Here is an 18,835-nt window from a genome sequence, read left to right as displayed (position 1 = left end):
TCTCCTCAATCAGCTACTGATTCAATTGCCAAGGCAACGACAGTCTCCGCTGCGTCAAGCGCTCATCAAGGGCTTTGCCTTGTCTGTGCCATGGTAAGTGGGGAGAGGGACAGTTTCTGTCACCAGGGTGCAGTAGCGGTCAGATTTGAAGTCGCAAAAGGCTGACGACAAAAAAGGCCCTGCTGTTGCAGGGCCTTTTGAAGTATTCAGGACGGGCTGATTACTTCAGGCTTTTCTTGAAGAACTCACCCAGCTTATCGAACGGGATGAGATCGACCCGATCATAAAGGTCCACATGCCCCGCGCCCGGTACGATAATCAGTTGCTTGGGCTGACCGGCCAGTTTGTAGGCCTCCTCGCTGAACTCCAGAGAGTGCGCAACCGAACCGGCAATGAACAACATCGGGCGTGGCGATATCGTCTCGATGTCGTTGAACGGATAGAAGTTCATGAACTTGACGTTGCTGGTCAGCGTCGGGTGAGTGGTCAGTTCGGGGGACTGGCCTTCAGGCGTGAACTCGCCCCGTGGCGTGCGATAGAAATCATAGAACTCGCGTTCGATCGGGCCGGATTTGTCAGTCAGTTTGTGTACAGTGCCGCTGGTGTAGGCCGTATCGCCACCGCTGTATTCCACGTCGCGTTGCAGTGCCGCCTGCTCGATGATCTTCTTGCGCTGAGCCAGGGTTTGCGAATGTTTCAGGCCGTTGCGGTTGGCGGCGCCCATGTCATACATGCTCACCGTGGCGATGGCTTTCATGCGCGGATCGATCTTCGCGGCACTGATGACAAAGCTGCCACTGCCGCAGATGCCCAGCACCCCGATGCGATTCTTGTCCACAAAGGTCTGGGTGCCGAGAAAGTCCACTGCGGCGCTGAAGTCTTCGGCGTAGATATCCGGTGAAACGGCATTACGCGGCAGGCCTTCGCTCTCGCCCCAGAACGACAGGTCCAGCGACAAGGTGACAAACCCCTGCTCGGCCAGTTTCTGCGCGTAGAGATTGGCGCTTTGCTCCTTCACCGCCCCCATCGGATGGCCGACGATGATTGCCGGAGCTCTAACGTTCGGGTTCGAGCCTTTGGGTACAAACAGGTTGCCCGCGACTTTCATCTTGTACTGGTTATTGAACAGCACTTTTTGCGCAACGACCTTGTCGCTTGTGTAGAAATTATCGGCACCGTGAGACATGTCTGCTCCTGTCGCAGCATATGAGCTGATTAAAAGCCCAAGCATCAAAAGAATCTTTTTCATGGCGTGTTACCTCGTTGAGAAATTGACCCGCGTTTATCTGCCCGGCCCTGACCGGTGTTGCTTTCCTGCAGAGACGCGTTGTCTCGCGCCGTCCAGGCCAGTGCGGCCGAACACGCCAGTAACACGCCACCGAATGCGAACGGGCTCCACCAACCGAGGCTGTCGAACAGCGCGCCACCGATGCCGGCACCGGCGGTGATCGCCAATTGAATGGTCGCCACCATCAGGCCGCCGCCTGCCTCGGCATCGTCGGGCAGCGTGCGGCTCAACCAGAGGCCCCAGGCGACCGGCGCAGGCGTGGCGATCAGCCCCCAGGCGGCAAGCACGATGGCGACGGCCTGAGGCGAATGGCCCAGACCGGTGAGCAACCCGGCCAGCACCGCCATCAGCAGCGGAATGCCGATCAGGCAGGCATACAGGCCTTTGTGCAGCAGCCTGCCGATCAGGTAGGTGCCGGCCAGCCCACTGGCCCCCAGCGCCAAAAGCATCAGGGACAGCGAGTTGACGCTGACCCCGGTGATCTCTTCCAGAAACGGGCGCAAATAGGTGAAGACGGCGAACTGGCCCATGAACAGCAACAGGATCGCGCTCATGCCCACAGCCACTTGCGGGTTGCGCAGCAGGCGAAAAGGATTGCGTGCCCGGTTGTTCGGCTGGCTGCGCATGGCCGGCAGGCTCAGCCACTGCCAGGCAAACGCCAGCGCCGCGAGCGGGATGACCAGGAAAAACGCCCCGCGCCAACCGATGTACTGGCCCATGAAGCTGCCCAATGGCGCGGCGACCGTCGCCGCCAGCGCATTGCCGCCGTTGATCAGTGCCAGGCCCTTGGCGACCGATTGCTTCGGCACCAGCTTCATCACGGTGGCGGTCGACATCGACCAGAAACCGCCAATGGCAATCCCGAGCAATGCACGTCCCGTCATGAATAACCAGCCGTTGGACGCCAGCGTGACGATCACCCCGGACACCAGCAACAGCAGGCTGAAGCCCAGCAGGACCGGTTTGCGGTCAAGATGCCCGGTCAGCGGTGTATTCAGCAGGCTGGTCAATACTGCAAAGAAACCCGAGATCGATATTGCCTGCCCTGCCTGGCCCTGGCTGATGCCGAGATCCTGCGCGATCGGCGTCAGCAGGCTGACTGGCATGAACTCCGAAGCAATCAGCACCACCACACACAGCGCCATCGAAAATACAGCGCCCCATGCAGGGGGATGCGCGGTCCTGGAGGGCTGCTTCAGGGTTGAATCAAATGCTTGCATGCTTCCTGACCTGGCGACGTTAAAAATTAGTCGGCACAGGTTAGGGCAAAGGTATTAGGATTATTAGACGCCGTAATTTCCAAGCGCTTGTGAGAGATACTCAGCAATGAGCACACCGAAACTCAATGACCTGCAAGCTTTCCTGCTGGTGGCCCGTGATCAGAGCTTTACCAAGGCCGCGACCAAACTGGGCGTTACTCCCTCGGCCTTGAGCCACAGCATGAGAGGGCTTGAAGAGCGCATGGGCCTGCGCCTGCTGGCCAGAACCACCCGCAACGTGGCCCCGACCGAAGCAGGCGAACGGTTGATGCGCTCGATCGGGCCGCTGCTGGATCAGATTGCCGCAGAAGTCGAAGTGCTGGGCGAACTGCGTGACAAACCCGCCGGCACCATTCGCATTACCTGCTCCGATGACGCCGCAGAAGGCATCATCCGCCCGATGCTTGCAGGGTTTCTGGCGCAGTACCCGGATATTCAGATCGAGATCTGCATCGACTACGGCTTCACCAATATTGTCAGCGAACGTTTCGATGCAGGCATCCGTCTGGGTGAATCCATCAGCAAGGACATGATCGCCGTGCGGCTTGGGCCTGACTGGCGCTTGTCAGTGGTCGGGTCGCCGGCCTACTTTGAGCGACACCCCGTTCCGCTGCAGCCTCAGGACCTGACTCAACACACCTGCATCAACATCCGCCACTCGCCAAACGGCAGTTGCTACGCCTGGGAGTTCGAGAAGGACAGCCGCAAGCTCAACCTTCGAGTCAACGGGCAATTCACGTCGAACAGCATGATCCATGTGCTCAACGCCGCACTGGACGGCGTGGGCCTGGCCTACGTGCCGGACTCCATGGCCGAGCCGCACATCGCCAGCGGCCGCCTGAAAGAAGTGCTGGTCGACTGGAGCCCGTATTTCGAAGGCTTTCACTTGTACTACCCGAACCGGCGACAGGCGTCGCCGGCATTCAGCGCGTTTGTTGAGGCGGTGAGGTATCGGGGATAATCAGGAGGCGACATTCAGATCCACCCATTGCGTTTGCAACCGACGTCAGCGGCGCATCAAAAGATGAGGTTGCTTCACAATGCGGGTAAATCAATATAAATAAAATGCGGGTGCTTCACCACCAATTCGGACTGACTGGCACCAGCGTTATATTTAAAAGAGCCATAACAAAACAGATAGACTTTTTGGGCCAAATCAAACGTATTCAGCTGGTTCAGCAATGCGCGCCCGGCTGCTCCCACCTCAAAGACTTCTGACTTTAGCACGACAACCTTCGGAGCTTGCCCAAGGGCTTTCTCTTGTAGACCTAGATAAAAATCTCCCCCGACCTTATCTACGGAAATAACTGGAGCAGTAAATATCTTGGTACCCACTTTCCCAAGAAATTTGGTGCTATTGAGCTCAAACGAGTAAAAAGCAGAATCATAGGTGCCTTCAGGGTTCCATGGTGCTTTCAAGAGATTGCTTTTTCTGGACTGCACCGTCATTTTCAGCCATGCCCTCGCAAACTTTCCCACCACCCCAGAATGACCTTCGCTGGTACCAAAACCCTCTCTGGAGCGCCCGCCAACCCCGGATCCTGACCGCAATTCACCGTTGTTCGCAGGCTCAAGCAGCCGTCCAGATGAGTTCACTGCTGCAGTGAGTGGATCTATCCATACCTGTGGAAACTCTTTTTTCACCGGGTTCGCTTTGAGCTGCGAGGATGCGCTGGTAGTTGTTGTAGATGAGGTTTGGGGCTTCCTATCGCACCCCTCAGGGTGATGCCCCCGGAAGTGAGCAGAGGGTGAAGTTTTTCTGCCTGCTTTTTCCTTGTCTGGTATGACGATGCTTACCTTGACGCCACATGAGGAATTAGCACATTTCACTTTGACAGCATTATTGGCTGATACCGATGTCTTGTATAACTCTTCGATTTGGTCTATTCCGACTAACGCACCGGCATTTCCAAGACTTGGATGATCTTCTGTCAACAACGCTTGTTCATGCATATTTGAAATCCCTATAGAAATTTACTATATCTTCCATGATAGCCAGCATGGAATTCAACCCTTAGCAATATTGGAACAGGCCTCTCTGCCTGTTTCCTTTTTAAATTTGAATTCTAACGTATCGGCGGAGCACGAGACAGAATGGCGGGGGATCAAAGAGTTCGACCGACCATCATGACAGCGATTATTGTGTGTCATGTCATAAGGGGCTCGCTCCTTCTGATCCGTAAGTGCTTTAATCGCGCTCCCCTCTTCGCTCAACGAGCCCGATGCTTTTATGGATATTCACTCGCTTTGGCTCAAGACCCAGGAACTCTGGGACATGCTCGACCAGCACCCGTGGGTACGCACCGGGCTGGCACTGGTCCTGTTGCTGACCGCCGCGCTGGTACTTGGTCGTGTCGCGCGCTTTGTGGTCCTGTACGCGGTGAAGATGCTCGGCCGTCAGCCGTCCCTGCACTGGGTCAACGACTTCCGCCACAACAAGGTCTTCCATCGACTGGCGCAGATGGTACCGTCGCTGGTCATCCAGTTCGGACTGACCCTGGTCCCGGGCCTGAGTGCAGCAGGCAGAAACGTCATTGGCAATATAGCCATGGCCTTCACCATCCTGTTCATGACCCTGGCCATCGGTGCCCTGCTCAACGCCCTGCTGGATATCTACGCCCGCACCGAACACGCCCGCACGCGCTCCATCAAGGGTTACGTGCAACTGTCGAAGATGATCCTTTACGTCTTCGCCGGGATCATCATCGTCGCCACCCTGATCGACCGTTCGCCCCTGCTACTGCTGTCCGGCCTTGGCGCCATGTCGGCGGTTATCCTGTTGGTCTACAAGGACACCCTGCTCTCCTTCGTCGCCAGTGTGCAGCTGACCAGCAACGACATGCTACGCGTCGGCGACTGGATCGAAATGCCGCAAGTGGGCGCAGACGGCGACGTAGTGGACATCACCCTGCACACCGTCAAGGTGCAGAACTTCGACAAAACCATCGTCTCCATCCCAACCTGGCGCTTAATGTCCGAGTCGTTCCGCAACTGGCGCGGCATGCAGCAATCAGGCGGACGGCGCATCAAACGCAGCCTGTTCATCGACGCCAGCGGCGTGCGCTTCGTGCGTGACGATGAAGAACAACAACTGATGCAAATCCACCTGCTCACCGACTACATCGGCCGCAAACAGGCGGAACTGCTGGCCTGGAACCAGGCACAAGGCAACGTCGCACAAATGTCCGCCAACCGCCGGCGCATGACCAACATCGGCACCTTCCGCGCCTACGCCCTGGCGTACCTTAAAAGCCACGTCGACATCAATCCAAGCATGACCTGCATGGTTCGTCAGCTGGAGCCTACTTCGCAGGGCATTCCGCTGGAAATCTACTGCTTCACGCGTACGACGGTGTGGGTCGAGTACGAGCGGATACAGGGGGATATTTTCGATTATCTGATTACGGTGATGCCGGAGTTTGGGTTGAGTTTGTATCAGCAGCCTAGTGGAGCGGATATGCGGGTGGGGTTGCGGGGGGAGACTGTGAGTCAAGTCACAGCTGACTGGGTGCGGGAGCGTTGAGGCTGGGATTTTAAGGTGTCTGGAATGGGGTCATGGTAAATGAAGCCGGAAATCAACTCCGGTGAGAAAATCGCTAGGTACTGATAGATGTCGCACTTCTTCTGGTGATTTCAATTGCAAGGCGGCGGGCCGAAGGCTTGATCGATTCTGTGGCAATATTGAGGCCTGTGGTTCGCTCGGGTAACCAACTGTGCATTCGGTCAGTGGGTACACTTTAAAAGCCTACCGCGCTCTTGAGTTTGAGGTACGGCTTTGCGTGTCCATCAAACACCTGAATCTGGTGATATTCTCGCCTGAATGAGTGTTCAGAATCATTAGACCACTACAATGCTATCGCATAGTAGGATGCGCCATTGGCTTGCTAATTTTGAAAATCTTGGCTCTATGCACCTCCGCGACTACCTCAAGCGCGTTGCTAAAATCTAGTCGGAGCTGAGGTCTGCAATGATGAGACGGTCTCTTAAGTCAGAAATCAGCCTTCAAAAATTTCCGATGGCAAGTGAAGGTTCGGTTTCATTGAACAGCTAGAACAAGCCTAATAGGCCGCAATGTTGTACATTCCCGCGCTACAAACGCAGACCAGACTTTGCTGACTATGACTCTTCCCAATAAAACTCACTTTCATCGCCTCGTCTGCGACATGCGTATGGCTATGCAAGAGGCGAAGCTTGAGCCGGACTCGATCCTCGGCAGCGCATTAGCAAAATGGTGCAGTGATTGTTTTCCGGGGTTGCCAGCGTCCGGTTTACCGGTAGCAGTGCCCCTGCTGGCCGAGCCATCTGTGTGCGCATTTGTTGAGTTTGTGAGCAAGCTAGACTTCATCGAATCGACCTACTGGTTCTCCTCAGCGTACGCGCAACTGTTGGGAAGCGAGCGCAGAAAGCAGCAGGCGATGTTCTTTACTCCGCCGTCTCTAACGAGGCGTTTACTTGACGACCTGTCAGCACAGGGCGTCGATTTTTCCAATCGCAGTTTTTGTGACCCTGCGTGTGGCGGCGCTGCGTTTTTGGCGCCTATCGCTATGCGCATGCGTGATTTGCTTCGCAGCCATGGTGCAAGTGCCCAACAGATAGTGAGCCACATCCAAGACCGAATTTTGGGATTTGACCAAGATGCCGCCTTATGTGAATTGTCAAAGCACTTCTTGTTGATGGCGCTCCATGACGAGGTCGTCGCGACTGACACCTACCCCGTGTTTCAGGTCTACCAAGGCGACTCGCTTCTGCAAACCAAGTACCTTTGGGAAAGGCTGGATGTGGTGGTGTGCAATCCTCCGTTTAGGAAGATGCGCGCAGAGGAAGTCTGTCAGTACTTCCACGATTTTGAAGAAGTTGTTCAAGGCCAGCCGAATCTTTATGCCCTCTTCATTGCCTTGTGCATCAAACTCCTCGCTACGGGCGGCATCTGCGCGCTGGTCACACCGACTAGCTTTCTGTCTGGTCAGAACTTTTCTAGACTGAGAAGTCACATGTTGACGCAAACCACATTGCTCGGTATTGGCATGGTTGGTGACCGTATTGGCGTCTTTATGGATGTCCAACAGGAGACAGCATTGACCTTAGCGCGGCGAGAAAAAACAGGGCATGCGCCAAGCACCGAAGCGAAGGTGTCGTTGGTTTCGAAGGACGGTAGCTACATCGACGTAGGCCTATGCATCTTGCCCAACATGGGGGCCGCGTGGCCAATCCCTCGGATGGAGAGTGACATAGCACTGCTTAAAAACGCAGCAAAATCGAAGGCTGGTTTGGTGGACTACGGGTATGTGCCCCGTATAGGCGCCTTTGTGTGGAACCGCGACACACGCACGACCTACGCATCGACGAAAACGGCTGTCGGCGCACATGGCGACACGGTTGTTCCGCTGCTTTGGTCCAGCGACATTGCACCTAATGGTTCCTTGCGTTTTAACGGTGCGGCTAAAGCGAACAAAGAAGGCTGTTTTGTAAATATGGGGGCAAAAGACCATCGCTCCATCATTCGCCGCCCCAGCGTCTTACTGCAACGCGTGACATCCAATGAGCAACCGCGACGATTAGTTGCAGCAACTGTTCCGATACAGCTCATAGATACCTATGGAGGATTCGTTGGTGAAAACCATACCGTGATTCTTGAACAGATAGCCACTGAACCTGCATTGACACCTGCTCAGTTGGTACAGTTGCTTGGGACGCCGACCGTAGATCGGTGCTTCCGCTGCATCTCTGGAGCGACCAACGTATCGGTGTTTGAGCTCAACCAACTCCGACTGCCTGATCCTGACCGGCTGAGGATCTACCTCGAACAAGGCTTAGACATGGCAAGTGCTGCTCGAAAGGCATTGGAAAAGCAGTAGACCTTTCGCTTATGCTGCCCGAACGCTGAAATCTATCGACTTAAGCAGGGCACATGGTATCAAGGAAGAAGCTCAACGATTTAATGGAAGCGCAACAGCGAAGGCGCGAAGAACTTGCCAAGCTGTTTGCGGCCCGCAAACCTCTCACCTATGCAAAACCAGCGCTAAACCCCCATGCGCACAAAACGGCTCACATCGCCGCCGTAGAGGCGACACCTCCCATTGTCATACCTCGCATCCATGAAGCACTCATCGCAATGTATCGTGACGGCATTTCGCAGCCAAGCGCGCCCTCATCAACGCTTTTAGCGCTGGCAGACCTTTATCTACATGCTGCCGAGCACCGCTCACGGCACATCGTGATGGCATGGCCCGCAGCGCCCAAAACCTTGCCTCTGGTACACGCGTTAGCGACGTTGGCACGCTGGCATCAGGGAGACAAGCAAGGGGTTCGGGGTTTACTTTTCCCCGTCAAGAGCAATGTTTTTTATGGTCTAAATCACGTCCATTTTGATCGGACCAGTATTCTTCGTATCGCAAAAAATTTGGTTGAGGTGAAAGCCAACGTAAATGTGACTCGCTCTATGGGGGATAAGGACGCATTTTACTTCTCCTTGGCCGATAGCAGTTTTCCCCAAGGCGCGAGCGACCCATTCCATCCGACGGTTGGTGAGCTACTACCTCACTTTTTTGCGACGCCCGATTTTGATGGCTGGCAATCTTGCGATGAGCGCCTTCTGGCGTTGATCCGAGCCAAACTGAAAAGGAGAAGCCACGCTACTGCGTTAAAAATGAACTGCGCAGTCATCGGTCATCCAGGAACAGCACCAGACGCACTCTTTGCCCTTGATGGGAGGATGTCGGAGATCGAACTTCAACGCGCCTGCAAAGAACTGGCTAAGCTCGGCTCACCAGAAGTCGTGATGATTCAGGCCACGCGAGCAATACGCTTGGAGTCCAAAAGCTGGAAAAAGCGAATGGCGCGTTTTTGCATAATGCTGGAGGACGTGTTTCGGGGACATCCCCCCGGCGTTATCGTTATCACCGATGAGCCGCATGCCGCTTTCAGGATCAAGGACGAACTCTGGGAGCAGAATTTCAAGCGTAACGCCTCAAGTCAATGGCACACCTCCCACGAGTACAAAGTTTTAGGTGTTCCGAGTACCGTTGGGGGGGCGGGGTTATTGGAACCGCTGGCTCAGGAAACGCTGCATCCTGCTCCGCGGGAATTTGACGTCCTGATTGTTGATGCGGATACGGCCAAAACAGCTACCAGGCTGGTACGCATTGCAAATGGAGTACCCGGAGGCAAAGAGTCCGCGAAACCGCTAGTCGAGGCAGCGTCGTTCCTTTCTCGTTTAGCAGCGCTCCCCTGCGGCGTCAGGCATATGTCGGAGTATCTGGCAGGTATTGAGGTATCGGAGCGGACTCGCGCCGCATTCGATTGGCCCAACCACTTGGGTGGCGTTAACGAGTTCGAGCGTAACGTTGGCGTTGGAGACCAGCGACCCATCCTACTTGAGTGCCTTGAGCGTAGCTCACAATTATTCTGCAATTATCATGAGGCAACTCCTTTCGCACACAAGTTGGCTGAACTTGTCTCCAATGCCGCAAGGAACACAAAACGTAAGGTTGCAATCGTCTTTACCAGTGCGCTGTATCTACGCCTCGCCGAACGCTTCCTGACTGAGTACGACCAGTACCCCGAAGGGATGACTTATGAATCTTTTCATGAGCGTATACAACTGCTGTGCGGCGCGCATCTCGAAGAGCGCCTTGATGGACTGCTAGGATCGAAACTGGTTTTTGCTGGACTTAATGAGGACTGCCTGCGTCTATTGCTGACAGATGACCGCGTTTCCTCCCACACGGTGCTTTTGCTCACCCAGCGAGCTGGCCAGTTCCTGCGGGCCACACTCAAGCCCATTATCGAGCTTATGCCCGCATTCAAATCTTACAAACCTAGGATGGAATCCATCTTAAGGAAACTGAAGGATCTTCCCGAGGACGCATCTGTCCTTTCCACAGGCGACTATATGCTGCCTACGTTCCGTGTCGAGCTGTCATCGGACGCTTACTCAAGCGATCATGATGATGACGCAGGATCTTGGATTATCCGGTTTGACAGTGAAGCGACGCTGTTTCGCAATGAAAAATCGGAAATGTACGTATACGATCCGGCGTCCCCGCGGGCAGCAGATGTAGGCTTTCGGATTTGCCGTGTCTGCTCCTTGGAGGTGGGAGATAAAGTGTTTGTCATGTCGGCAGAACTACGCGAGATGGTCGAGCGAGTACTCCGTGACGCAGGCGTGCCTATTCAATCGGACAAGACGTTCGAATCTGCGTTGCGAAGCTATCACGAGCAGATTCAGAAGAGCCTCGCAAAACGCTTCGCGCTGGGCACGCTCTCTGACAAGGTACAGGTCATACGTGAACAGATGCTTGCGCTTGACCCGCGTCTGGAAGGAAAGCTTCCGGGTCCACAGGCGATGCGCCAGTGGATTGATTTAGGACGCTCACTCGACACCCCGTTTGAGCAACTTCGCCCACAGGCGCCGCAGCGTGAAGAGACTTTCAAAGCGTTTGCAACAGTGCTTGGTCTGTCTCCGTTGGAGGCTGCCTACCAGTGGCAGCGCGTGATCATGGCCGTGCGTAACTCGCGCCGCCTAGATGGTCGCCATATCGCTGACATCTATGCGTACATGCTCCTGCAGCCCGAATCCGTTATGGCCAACTCAAGTATTAAACGGACAACTTTGGACCAGCTTTTCGACAAGGCACGTGAAAGCATTGCCTGCGTCGATTATGTCGGCCCCCTTAAGGAAACGCAGCAATGAGCCAGCCCACGCTTCGTGCCGATCCGGCAAAGGTCTCCTCCACCCTCAAAGAAGCGGTCGTCGATAGCCTTCTGAATCTGACGTATGCGCAAATCAGCGGCCAAGGTTCCACGGGCCGATATCTCTTTGGTGCTCGCCCGAGAACATTGTTGAACTCTGGTTTCTTATTGCCCCAGCGCAGCCAATCCGGAGACGACGAAGTCACATCTCCTATCTGGATTTCGTCGCACGGGCTGCAGATGCAACTCAATGCTGTCGCGTCTTCAGTAATAACGGTGCTTCCAAGACTATGCGTCTACGTGCGAGTGCTGCCACGTGAAGAGGATCTTAAAAGGCCAAACTGCCGTCCCGTCTTTATGTTGCGCCGAGCTGTGGTTGATGAGATTCGGGCGGAACGTAACCGTCGACTGGAAGAAGCTTGGGATAAAGCCAAAGGCACCTACAGCTCAAAATATAAGCATCCCGGGTGGGCGGCTATCCGGTCTTCGGTGGTGGAGGAAATTTACGCGGCAAAGGGCATACCAAGAGATCTGTTGACTTCTGATTTTTCCCACGATTCGGCCGAAGCTGAGGATATTTCTTCCGCTGAAATGGAAGCACTCGCTGAGAGCACGACCGAAGGAGCACTCGTCAGTCCACGCGAAGCCCTTCCTATAAAAGACGAGCACTTCGAGCCATTAGCAGTCCCACATAAGTGGTTGAGACTAGATGTTGAGTTACCAGCACTAGAACTCGATACCACGAAATCCGTTGAAGCGCTGCAGCAAGACATCAATACCCAGGCCTTACGCATGAATGAGGCCGTGGACAAGCGCCTGCAGGACTGGGCTAAAAGCGATGATCTAGACTCTGGCGGAAAGGCTTGGGGATATCGACACCAGTTAAGCATCCCAGCCAGCCAATACACAAATTGGGATGAATTTCTCAAGAGTGCGCGCGCTTCTCAGCTGCCGATAGCATTGCCGCTGATTCGGTTGGATTGGGATCTTGAACTGCACACTGACTGGCTTGAGCCCTCTAAGCGCAGCTTCTTTCTCGCACTTGAAAACGTCAGCAGCATGCCGACCCAGCACGTAGACGAGACGGATGAAGCTGTCTTTCTCGTCTCTCTGCAGGCAAAGCTTCCGACTGCGCTTCACCACGCGTTGAAACTCGAGCGAATTGAACCCTCCTACCGCTATAACAAGTATCTGACGCAGCCAGCCATGGGGCATAACTGCGGAGTTGTACAAGTACAATCCGACCCTGCTGTTCGGACTCTAGAGACAACCTGGACGCCCCGTTACACCCAGCCGCGAATCATTCCTACCAATGCTAATGGCGTCGTGCGGCAAATACGTGCCCTCGCACAAGCTGACGGGTTAGACGGTTTGGCAGCACTGGTACCAGCCATGCAGGCATGGCTGAACAAGCTCCCGGAAAACGTGAGCCCTGCCGCGGGCCTCCCTGTTTCCGACCTAGTCGGAATTGCGCGGGAAGAAGAGGCATTCCGTCAGGACATTGGAAAATGGACCGCGGAGATGGCGACGGTCTCTGCCGGCCTGAAATGCTTGAGCGAATCGCGCGCGGCTTGGCGCGAGCGAGGCCCGCAGACTGACCCCAGGGCTATTGTCTATGAAGCCTGGTTAGCCACTAACGAGACCATGGCTAACTTCATGCAGGCCCGTTTTGGAGGGGACGACAATGAGTGGCGCTTGTTTCAACTAGCTTTCATCATCGCGAATATCCCTGCTCTAGCTTCACGCATTCCGGAATACTCGCACCTCTACGACGAGACCAGAGACGACGCTGTTACCCTTCTTTACTTCGCGACCGGCGGTGGTAAATCCGAAGCGTTTTTCGGATTGCTGACCTTTAACCTCATGCTCGACCGGCTTAGGGGAAAGCACATGGGGGTCACCGGGCTCATTCGCTACCCATTGCGATTGCTTACAATCCAGCAAGCCCAGCGATGTGCACGCGTACTAGCACACGCCGAGCGTGCCCGACGTCGCCATGGCTACGGTGGTAACTCATTTTCCATTGGCTTTTGGGTCGGCAGCGGTGGTTCGCCGAACCGCCACAATGCTAAGGGGGTGAAGAGCATCCCGACCATTTCCTCAGCACCGCCATTCCTGACAGCTGAGCAGGCCCTTCGGGACAACGATTCCAAGTACTCCACAGCCATGCGTGCTTGGCGAAAGCTGCCCAAATGCCCTTTCTGCAATAGCGAAACAGCTTTGCGGCTATTTGTTGACCATGGAGACCAAACCCTTGGTCATGTATGCACCGACATCCAGTGCGATTCGAATGACGGTAGGTGGCAGCCTCTTCCGTTCTACATTGTTGATGAGGATATTTACGATTTAGCACCGTCAGTGCTTCTGGGAACTGTCGACAAGCTGGCACTAATTGGCCATTCAGGCCGAACCATTCGGCGCATATACGCGATGTTCGGCGCTGCGCCTTGGATCAACCCGGCCAACGGGCGATTATACGTGCCGGAACCCCGTGAGTTGGCGGCCGGTCCCCTCGCAAAAGACATGGAAGGGGTGTATCCGGCTTATTCGTCTGGGAAGCGCATTTTCCACGATCCTTTTCCAAGCCTCATCATCCAGGACGAGGCACACCTGCTTGATGAATCGCTGGGCACCTTTGCCGGCCTATTCGAATCCACGCTCGACGCAGTCTTTGAATACCTGGCCAAGCCACTCAGCAGCTTGGTCGCGACGGACAAACGAGGGCGCAGGCGCAGGGCTAAGGTAATCGCCGCTTCAGCTACAGTCTCTGCTCCTGAAAGACAGTTGGAGCATCTGTACCAGCGCTCGATTCCGGCCACGCAGTTTCCTGAGCCGGGCCCGACCCTTTATGAGTCATTTTACTCGGAGCCTGCTCCAGCCGAAGATATACGACGTCGAGCACATCCAGACGTTGAAGTAGCGAGCCGCCAAGCCCGGGTTTACACAGCATTTATGACAAACGGAAAACCGCATACATCGACTAGCGTCGCGGTTTTATCCAGCTTTCACTTCAACATCACTCGCTTATTCAAAGACTTGACGAGCGATAGCGCACAAGTCTTTGAATCTGCACGTCAATTGCTGGTGGAGCATGTATCCCAAGGTGCTCTTGAGGTGCTACACAAACAGACATTAGCCGCGGCTGGCGCGTCGGAACTAGCCACTCTTATTGACCTGCACCGTATCGCTTTGACCTACGTCACCAATAAAAAAGGTGGCGACCAGATTATGGCCGCGGAGGCGGAAGAAACGCGTAAGCGACACCTCAATGAAGGCATGGACATGAGAGGATTGGATACCCGACTCATCACCGGCTCGGTGGAGCAAGGAGAAATTCAAGGTGTCGTGGATACTGCGCAGCATCGAGTGAGTCCAGGACTCCCTTTCCCGCCTTTACAAGATCAGTTGCGCTCAGTGATTGCGACATCTGCCATTTCTCACGGTGTCGATGTCGACGAGTTCAATTCAATGTTTTTCGCAGGGATGCCGTCGGACATTGCTGAGTATATTCAAGCCTCCTCGCGGGTGGGGCGTGCGCATATTGGCTTTGTAGCGCTAATCCCGACGCCACAGCGTCGTCGAGATAGGCATATTGTTCACGTGTTCGACATTTTCCACCGTTTCCTTGAGCGCATGGTGCAACCGGCAGCGATTGATCGGTGGGCAGAACGCGCGATAGAACGCGTATTCACAAGTTTGCTACAGGCTTATCTGGTTGGTGTAGTGCCGAGTCGCGAGCTGATTCAGTTACCAGAAGATCAAAAAGTCAAAACAGCAGATTTCAGCTTTATCCCGAATATTCGTAAAGAATTCAAGGACCGAGGCGATGCGTTTATCAATGAAATCAATGACTTTATTGAGCTCGCGGTGGGGTTGCGTGGTGCCTTCGCTCCTGAGGGGCAAGAGTACTACCGTGCTCGGATTGACCACAGGACTCGCAACCTAATAGTCAATATCTGGAGCAGCCCTTTGTGGGGTAGTGGAAAGTTAGATGGGTACTTCAAAGGTCAAACGGAAGTGATGGCCAAACCCATGACATCGCTTCGCGACGTAGACCAGGCCGGTATCATTCAGGCATCACCTCGCGACAGCGATGGCATGACCCAGCTATCTAATGAAGTTTTGTTGGTGATGGATCTCGTTCGCCACGGTGTAGCAAATAACGACAGTGATGACGATACGCGGACGGGGGAATGAGATGGGAACTCGCAAGGGCTTTCTAGCAACAGAAGACGATGAAAAAATACTCAGCGCGCCAACGATGGCACGCTCCAGGGGCCAACTTGGCTCAGCCTATGCTCCTGGTGCGTTCTTCACATTCGAAGGCGGCTTGGGTTCGTGCATCTCGATCCCTGACCTCTCGGCTACCGAAGACGATGCTGCCATACACGGCCCTGCTAAATCGCAAATAATTTTGAGACTGCAAGAAATCTGGCAGAGCTGGTTCGTCAGAGCTTCAGGGGTGGGAACTGAGGAGCGACCAATCTCACCAAATCAATGCCTCGATGAAGCGATTCTCAGTGGTGGTTCTGTGACCCCTTTGGGCGGTGATCGTTTGGTATTCTTGAATCCTCTGCGGATGAAATACGCCCCCGCACCACTTACGTTTGTTTGTAATAAATGCAGCCTCTTCAGACGTTTTAAATCAGTCCATGATCTAGCCAAAGGGATGGAACAGCTGCGGAAGAACCACTGCACAGCAGCAAATGCCAAGGGTGTTTGCCAATGGCGGCAGATTGATGTGGTTTTCGTGCATTGGTCGGGTGAGTGGATGCCTGTCACTCCTGGTCGATGGGAGTGGGATGAGCGTAACAACACACGTAGACTCTATGGTGAGGAGTGCAATCTGTGCGGTGGATATGACTTTAAACTTAATACCGACTCACCTCGCATCGGTAAGTGGCACTTCTACTGTGCCAAGCCTTCCTGCGGGCACAAAGGCTCTAATGAATGGCGTCAAAACGATAAGTTCACGACGGAGGTCTTCCGCGATCAGGCCAGCAGGCGTGTCAGCGAACGACGGATGGAACCTATCTCGTATCGAGCATCGTCGGCGTACTATGCTCAATCCGAGCAATTTGTCCTATTCCCGGAGTCGGAGCACCAGCTGATCACTCTGCTGGAACCGCAACGGGAAGATGAACTGGGTACCTTTATCGGCACCCTTTTCAGATTTGGTGGCTCTGAACTCACACCTGTGGAAATGAAGTCAATTTTACAGTCAGCCGGTAAAGCCGAAGAATGGGAGTCTTACGAGAATTTTTCTCGGATGCGCGAAATTGCGGCTAAGTCAGGGGATACATCCATTCAAACGATGATGGATAGCGAGCTAAAAAAGCTTGTGAATAGATGGACCACAAGTAATCCGCCGCTAATACCACCACGGGTTGATCTTCCGCCAAGCATAAATCAGCAATTTGCGTTACGTAGCGATTACACCAGCCGCTTCGACCCCTTCGTTCTGGCGGTAGAGCATGAGGCATTGAACAGGGGCAAGCTATCTACGCCACCTGATGGGGGGCGCGCTAAGTTTGTGCGTTTCAACCATCTTGATAATGACCTCGCGCCGAAAGAGGCGAATGCTAAAGCGAAGCAGGAAGACGAAACGCAACAATTGATGAAAAAGCTTGGCATGGCCGATCTGGGGTTGATCCGAGAATTTGATTTGTGCCGATTTACGCATGGATACACGCGTGTTTCCGCCACCCCAACACTGAACAAGCGCAACCAGGATATGCCTGTTCGCTTGAAGCTCTTTGAACCTTTAAGTAATGGCAAACGACCTATTTATGTTGTGACACAGGCGAACGAGGCGCTGTATGTGCGCCTCGACCCTGATGCCGTTTATAAGTGGTTACAGGCAGTGGGCGTCTCAGACTTGCCGCAGTGGGACAGCAGTGGCTCCATCAAGCTGGGTGGGAAACTGCTAGAAGTGGCAGAACCCTTCGGACGCTATTTCTCCCTTCTCAAAGAAGGGGATGCATCAACCTACCGCTACGTGTACACCCTATTGCACACATATGCACATGCACTTATGAAAAACGTGGCCGAGCTGTCAGGCTTGGACCTGGGCTCTATGGGGGAGTACATCTTTCCTCTCGACCTCGCATTTGTGGTGTATCGAAACGGCACCACCATGGACCTGGGTAACCTGTCATCGTTGTGGCGCAACGAACACAATCTATTCCTAAAGCGTTTCTTAGATACGTCGATCCACCGCTGCAACTCAGGTCGACTTTGCGATGCCGCCGGTGGGGCCTGTCCTGACTGCATCATGATTCCAGAAACATCGTGTGTTGCGCAAAATCAGCTGCTGTCGCGTGCCGTCCTGAAAGGCGGTCCTCCACCTCGCGAGGATGCGACACACAAGGGACAGCACATCCGCGGTTTTCTCGAGATGACTAACGAACACAATGAAAACTGAATTACTCAAAGCCTTCGATGTACTCATGCCACACTGCGATGTCAGCGCTGCCTTATGTGAAGCAGCAGGTCAAGGTGCCCTAGATACGCCCCTGGACGTGCACTCCATTTGTACTCGTGTCGGACTTTCGCAGGCACGAGCTGCGGCAGTAGAGCGGACGTTGATGATGGGGCAAACGTGCAATTTGTTTACGCAGTCAACGCCACACAAATGGCAAGTAGGTGATCGTGCTCTGGCGTTAGAGTTAGCTCCCTTTTTACACGGCGCCCGGCTTTATCGAGTTCGTGTTAGCGATGCTGGTGGGGAGTTCCAAACCCGCATGCAGCACGTGGTTATGACGGGTATTCCCGCGCCCAGCAATTCAGAAATTGGTACGGAGTCTGAAAACACGAACCAGTTGGATCTCGCGCTAGGGCTCAACCGCTTTGGTCCATCGCAACGTCCAGTAAACGCTGCTGAAGTTCGTCGGCGTGCGGTGGTAAAAGTCCGAGAGGATCTTCCGGCGCTTGCCGCTGAGCACCCTCTTACGTTGATGGCGCTGCATGCCGATATCGAGCGGGTCTCGCTGCAGCAAATGATCGACTCATATCGCGACATGCTTGCTCAACAACTGAGCGAGAACTTATGGCAGCAATTTTTCGATCAGAATATCTTCATACTGACGATGTTGTTTTGTGGACCCGTGCATTTGGTAAGCGCGCAGTTTCATGCCCAGCCCAGTGGAATCAGAGGTACAGGAGCCCAAATAGGCGACTATCTTTTTCGAGGGGCCGGCCAGGTTTTGTCAATTGTCGAGATCAAAAAGCCCTCTACGCCTCTAGTACAAAAAAGAGAGTACCGCAGCGGCGGCGGAGTTCATGCCCCAGACTCGGAGTTAAGCGGGGCAGTCAGTCAGGTGTTGTATCAACGCCACTCGCTACAGACGGCGTGGGGGATTCATCGTGATGATGAGGCGCTTGCAGGCTCTCGGCCGGACAATACCCGGTGTGTGGTAATCGCCGGAACACTCCCCGCCGAGTCAAAGCTACTACGTTCGTTTGAGACGTTTAGATGTTCCTATAAGGATGTCGAAATAATCACCTTCGATGAGCTCCTGCGAAAGTTGGAGCTCTTTCTGACGCACCTGGCTGAATAGCCTTCTTAGGAACGTAAAGAAGTATCTTAATTAGGGAA

At 54.3% G+C, this 18,835-nt stretch carries 10 protein-coding genes; 7 read left to right on the top strand and 3 right to left on the bottom strand.

Features of this window, described 5'->3' with window-relative positions; all coding sequences use genetic code 11:
- Positions 1 to 220: 220 nt before the first annotated feature.
- The gene (locus tag RYC18_RS03950; protein ID WP_316883406.1) at positions 221 to 1,249 is read right to left on the bottom strand and encodes an alpha/beta hydrolase; all 1,029 of its coding nucleotides are present in this window, start codon (positions 1,247 to 1,249) and stop codon (positions 221 to 223) included.
- Positions 1,246 to 2,508 carry an MFS transporter gene (locus tag RYC18_RS03945; RefSeq protein WP_316883404.1) on the bottom strand — a complete coding sequence of 421 codons (1,263 nt, stop codon included), beginning with the start codon at positions 2,506 to 2,508 and terminating at the stop codon, positions 1,246 to 1,248. Before RYC18_RS03945 ends, RYC18_RS03950 begins: the two co-directional genes overlap by 4 nt.
- A gap of 106 nt (positions 2,509 to 2,614) precedes the next feature.
- On the opposite strand from RYC18_RS03945, the gene RYC18_RS03940 reads away from it, so the two are divergent.
- Positions 2,615 to 3,508 carry a LysR family transcriptional regulator gene (locus RYC18_RS03940; RefSeq protein WP_005746285.1) on the top strand — a complete coding sequence of 298 codons (894 nt, stop codon included), beginning with the start codon at positions 2,615 to 2,617 and terminating at the stop codon, positions 3,506 to 3,508.
- Between the two features lie 74 nt (positions 3,509 to 3,582).
- Here RYC18_RS03940 and RYC18_RS03935 read toward each other — a convergent pair whose 3' ends face one another.
- Positions 3,583 to 4,500, bottom strand: a complete 918-nt coding sequence (locus RYC18_RS03935) for a hypothetical protein (RefSeq protein ID WP_144433533.1) — start codon at positions 4,498 to 4,500, stop codon at positions 3,583 to 3,585.
- A 277-nt stretch (positions 4,501 to 4,777) separates the two neighbouring features.
- Between RYC18_RS03935 and RYC18_RS03930 the strand changes: the two genes are divergently transcribed.
- From RYC18_RS03930 to RYC18_RS03905, 6 genes are all read left to right on the top strand, one after another.
- The gene (locus RYC18_RS03930; RefSeq protein ID WP_316883394.1) at positions 4,778 to 6,070 is read left to right on the top strand and encodes a mechanosensitive ion channel family protein; all 1,293 of its coding nucleotides are present in this window, start codon (positions 4,778 to 4,780) and stop codon (positions 6,068 to 6,070) included.
- Positions 6,071 to 6,665: 595 nt separating this feature from the next.
- Positions 6,666 to 8,402 carry a class I SAM-dependent DNA methyltransferase gene (locus tag RYC18_RS03925; RefSeq protein WP_316883392.1) on the top strand — a complete coding sequence of 579 codons (1,737 nt, stop codon included), beginning with the start codon at positions 6,666 to 6,668 and terminating at the stop codon, positions 8,400 to 8,402.
- A gap of 83 nt (positions 8,403 to 8,485) precedes the next feature.
- Positions 8,486 to 11,239, top strand: a complete 2,754-nt coding sequence (locus RYC18_RS03920) for a hypothetical protein (protein WP_316883390.1) — start codon at positions 8,486 to 8,488, stop codon at positions 11,237 to 11,239.
- Positions 11,236 to 15,435, top strand: coding sequence for a DEAD/DEAH box helicase (locus RYC18_RS03915; protein WP_316883388.1), 4,200 nt, complete (start codon positions 11,236 to 11,238; stop codon positions 15,433 to 15,435). Before RYC18_RS03920 ends, RYC18_RS03915 begins: the two co-directional genes overlap by 4 nt.
- Before the next feature lies 1 nt (position 15,436).
- A complete protein-coding gene (locus RYC18_RS03910) occupies positions 15,437 to 17,662 on the top strand; it encodes a hypothetical protein (RefSeq protein WP_316883386.1) in 2,226 nt (741 codons plus the stop codon).
- Positions 17,652 to 18,797, top strand: coding sequence for a Shedu immune nuclease family protein (locus RYC18_RS03905; RefSeq protein WP_316883383.1), 1,146 nt, complete (start codon positions 17,652 to 17,654; stop codon positions 18,795 to 18,797). The genes RYC18_RS03910 and RYC18_RS03905 overlap by 11 nt, the downstream gene beginning before the upstream one ends.
- The last annotated feature ends 38 nt before the right edge of the window (positions 18,798 to 18,835 follow it).

This window comes from Pseudomonas syringae group sp. 247E2 (genome assembly GCF_032587795.1).
Classification (GTDB): Bacteria; Pseudomonadota; Gammaproteobacteria; order Pseudomonadales; family Pseudomonadaceae; genus Aquipseudomonas; species Aquipseudomonas amygdali.
The sequence above is the reverse complement of the archived record's forward strand: the minus strand, read 5'-3'. Positions and strand labels throughout refer to the sequence as shown.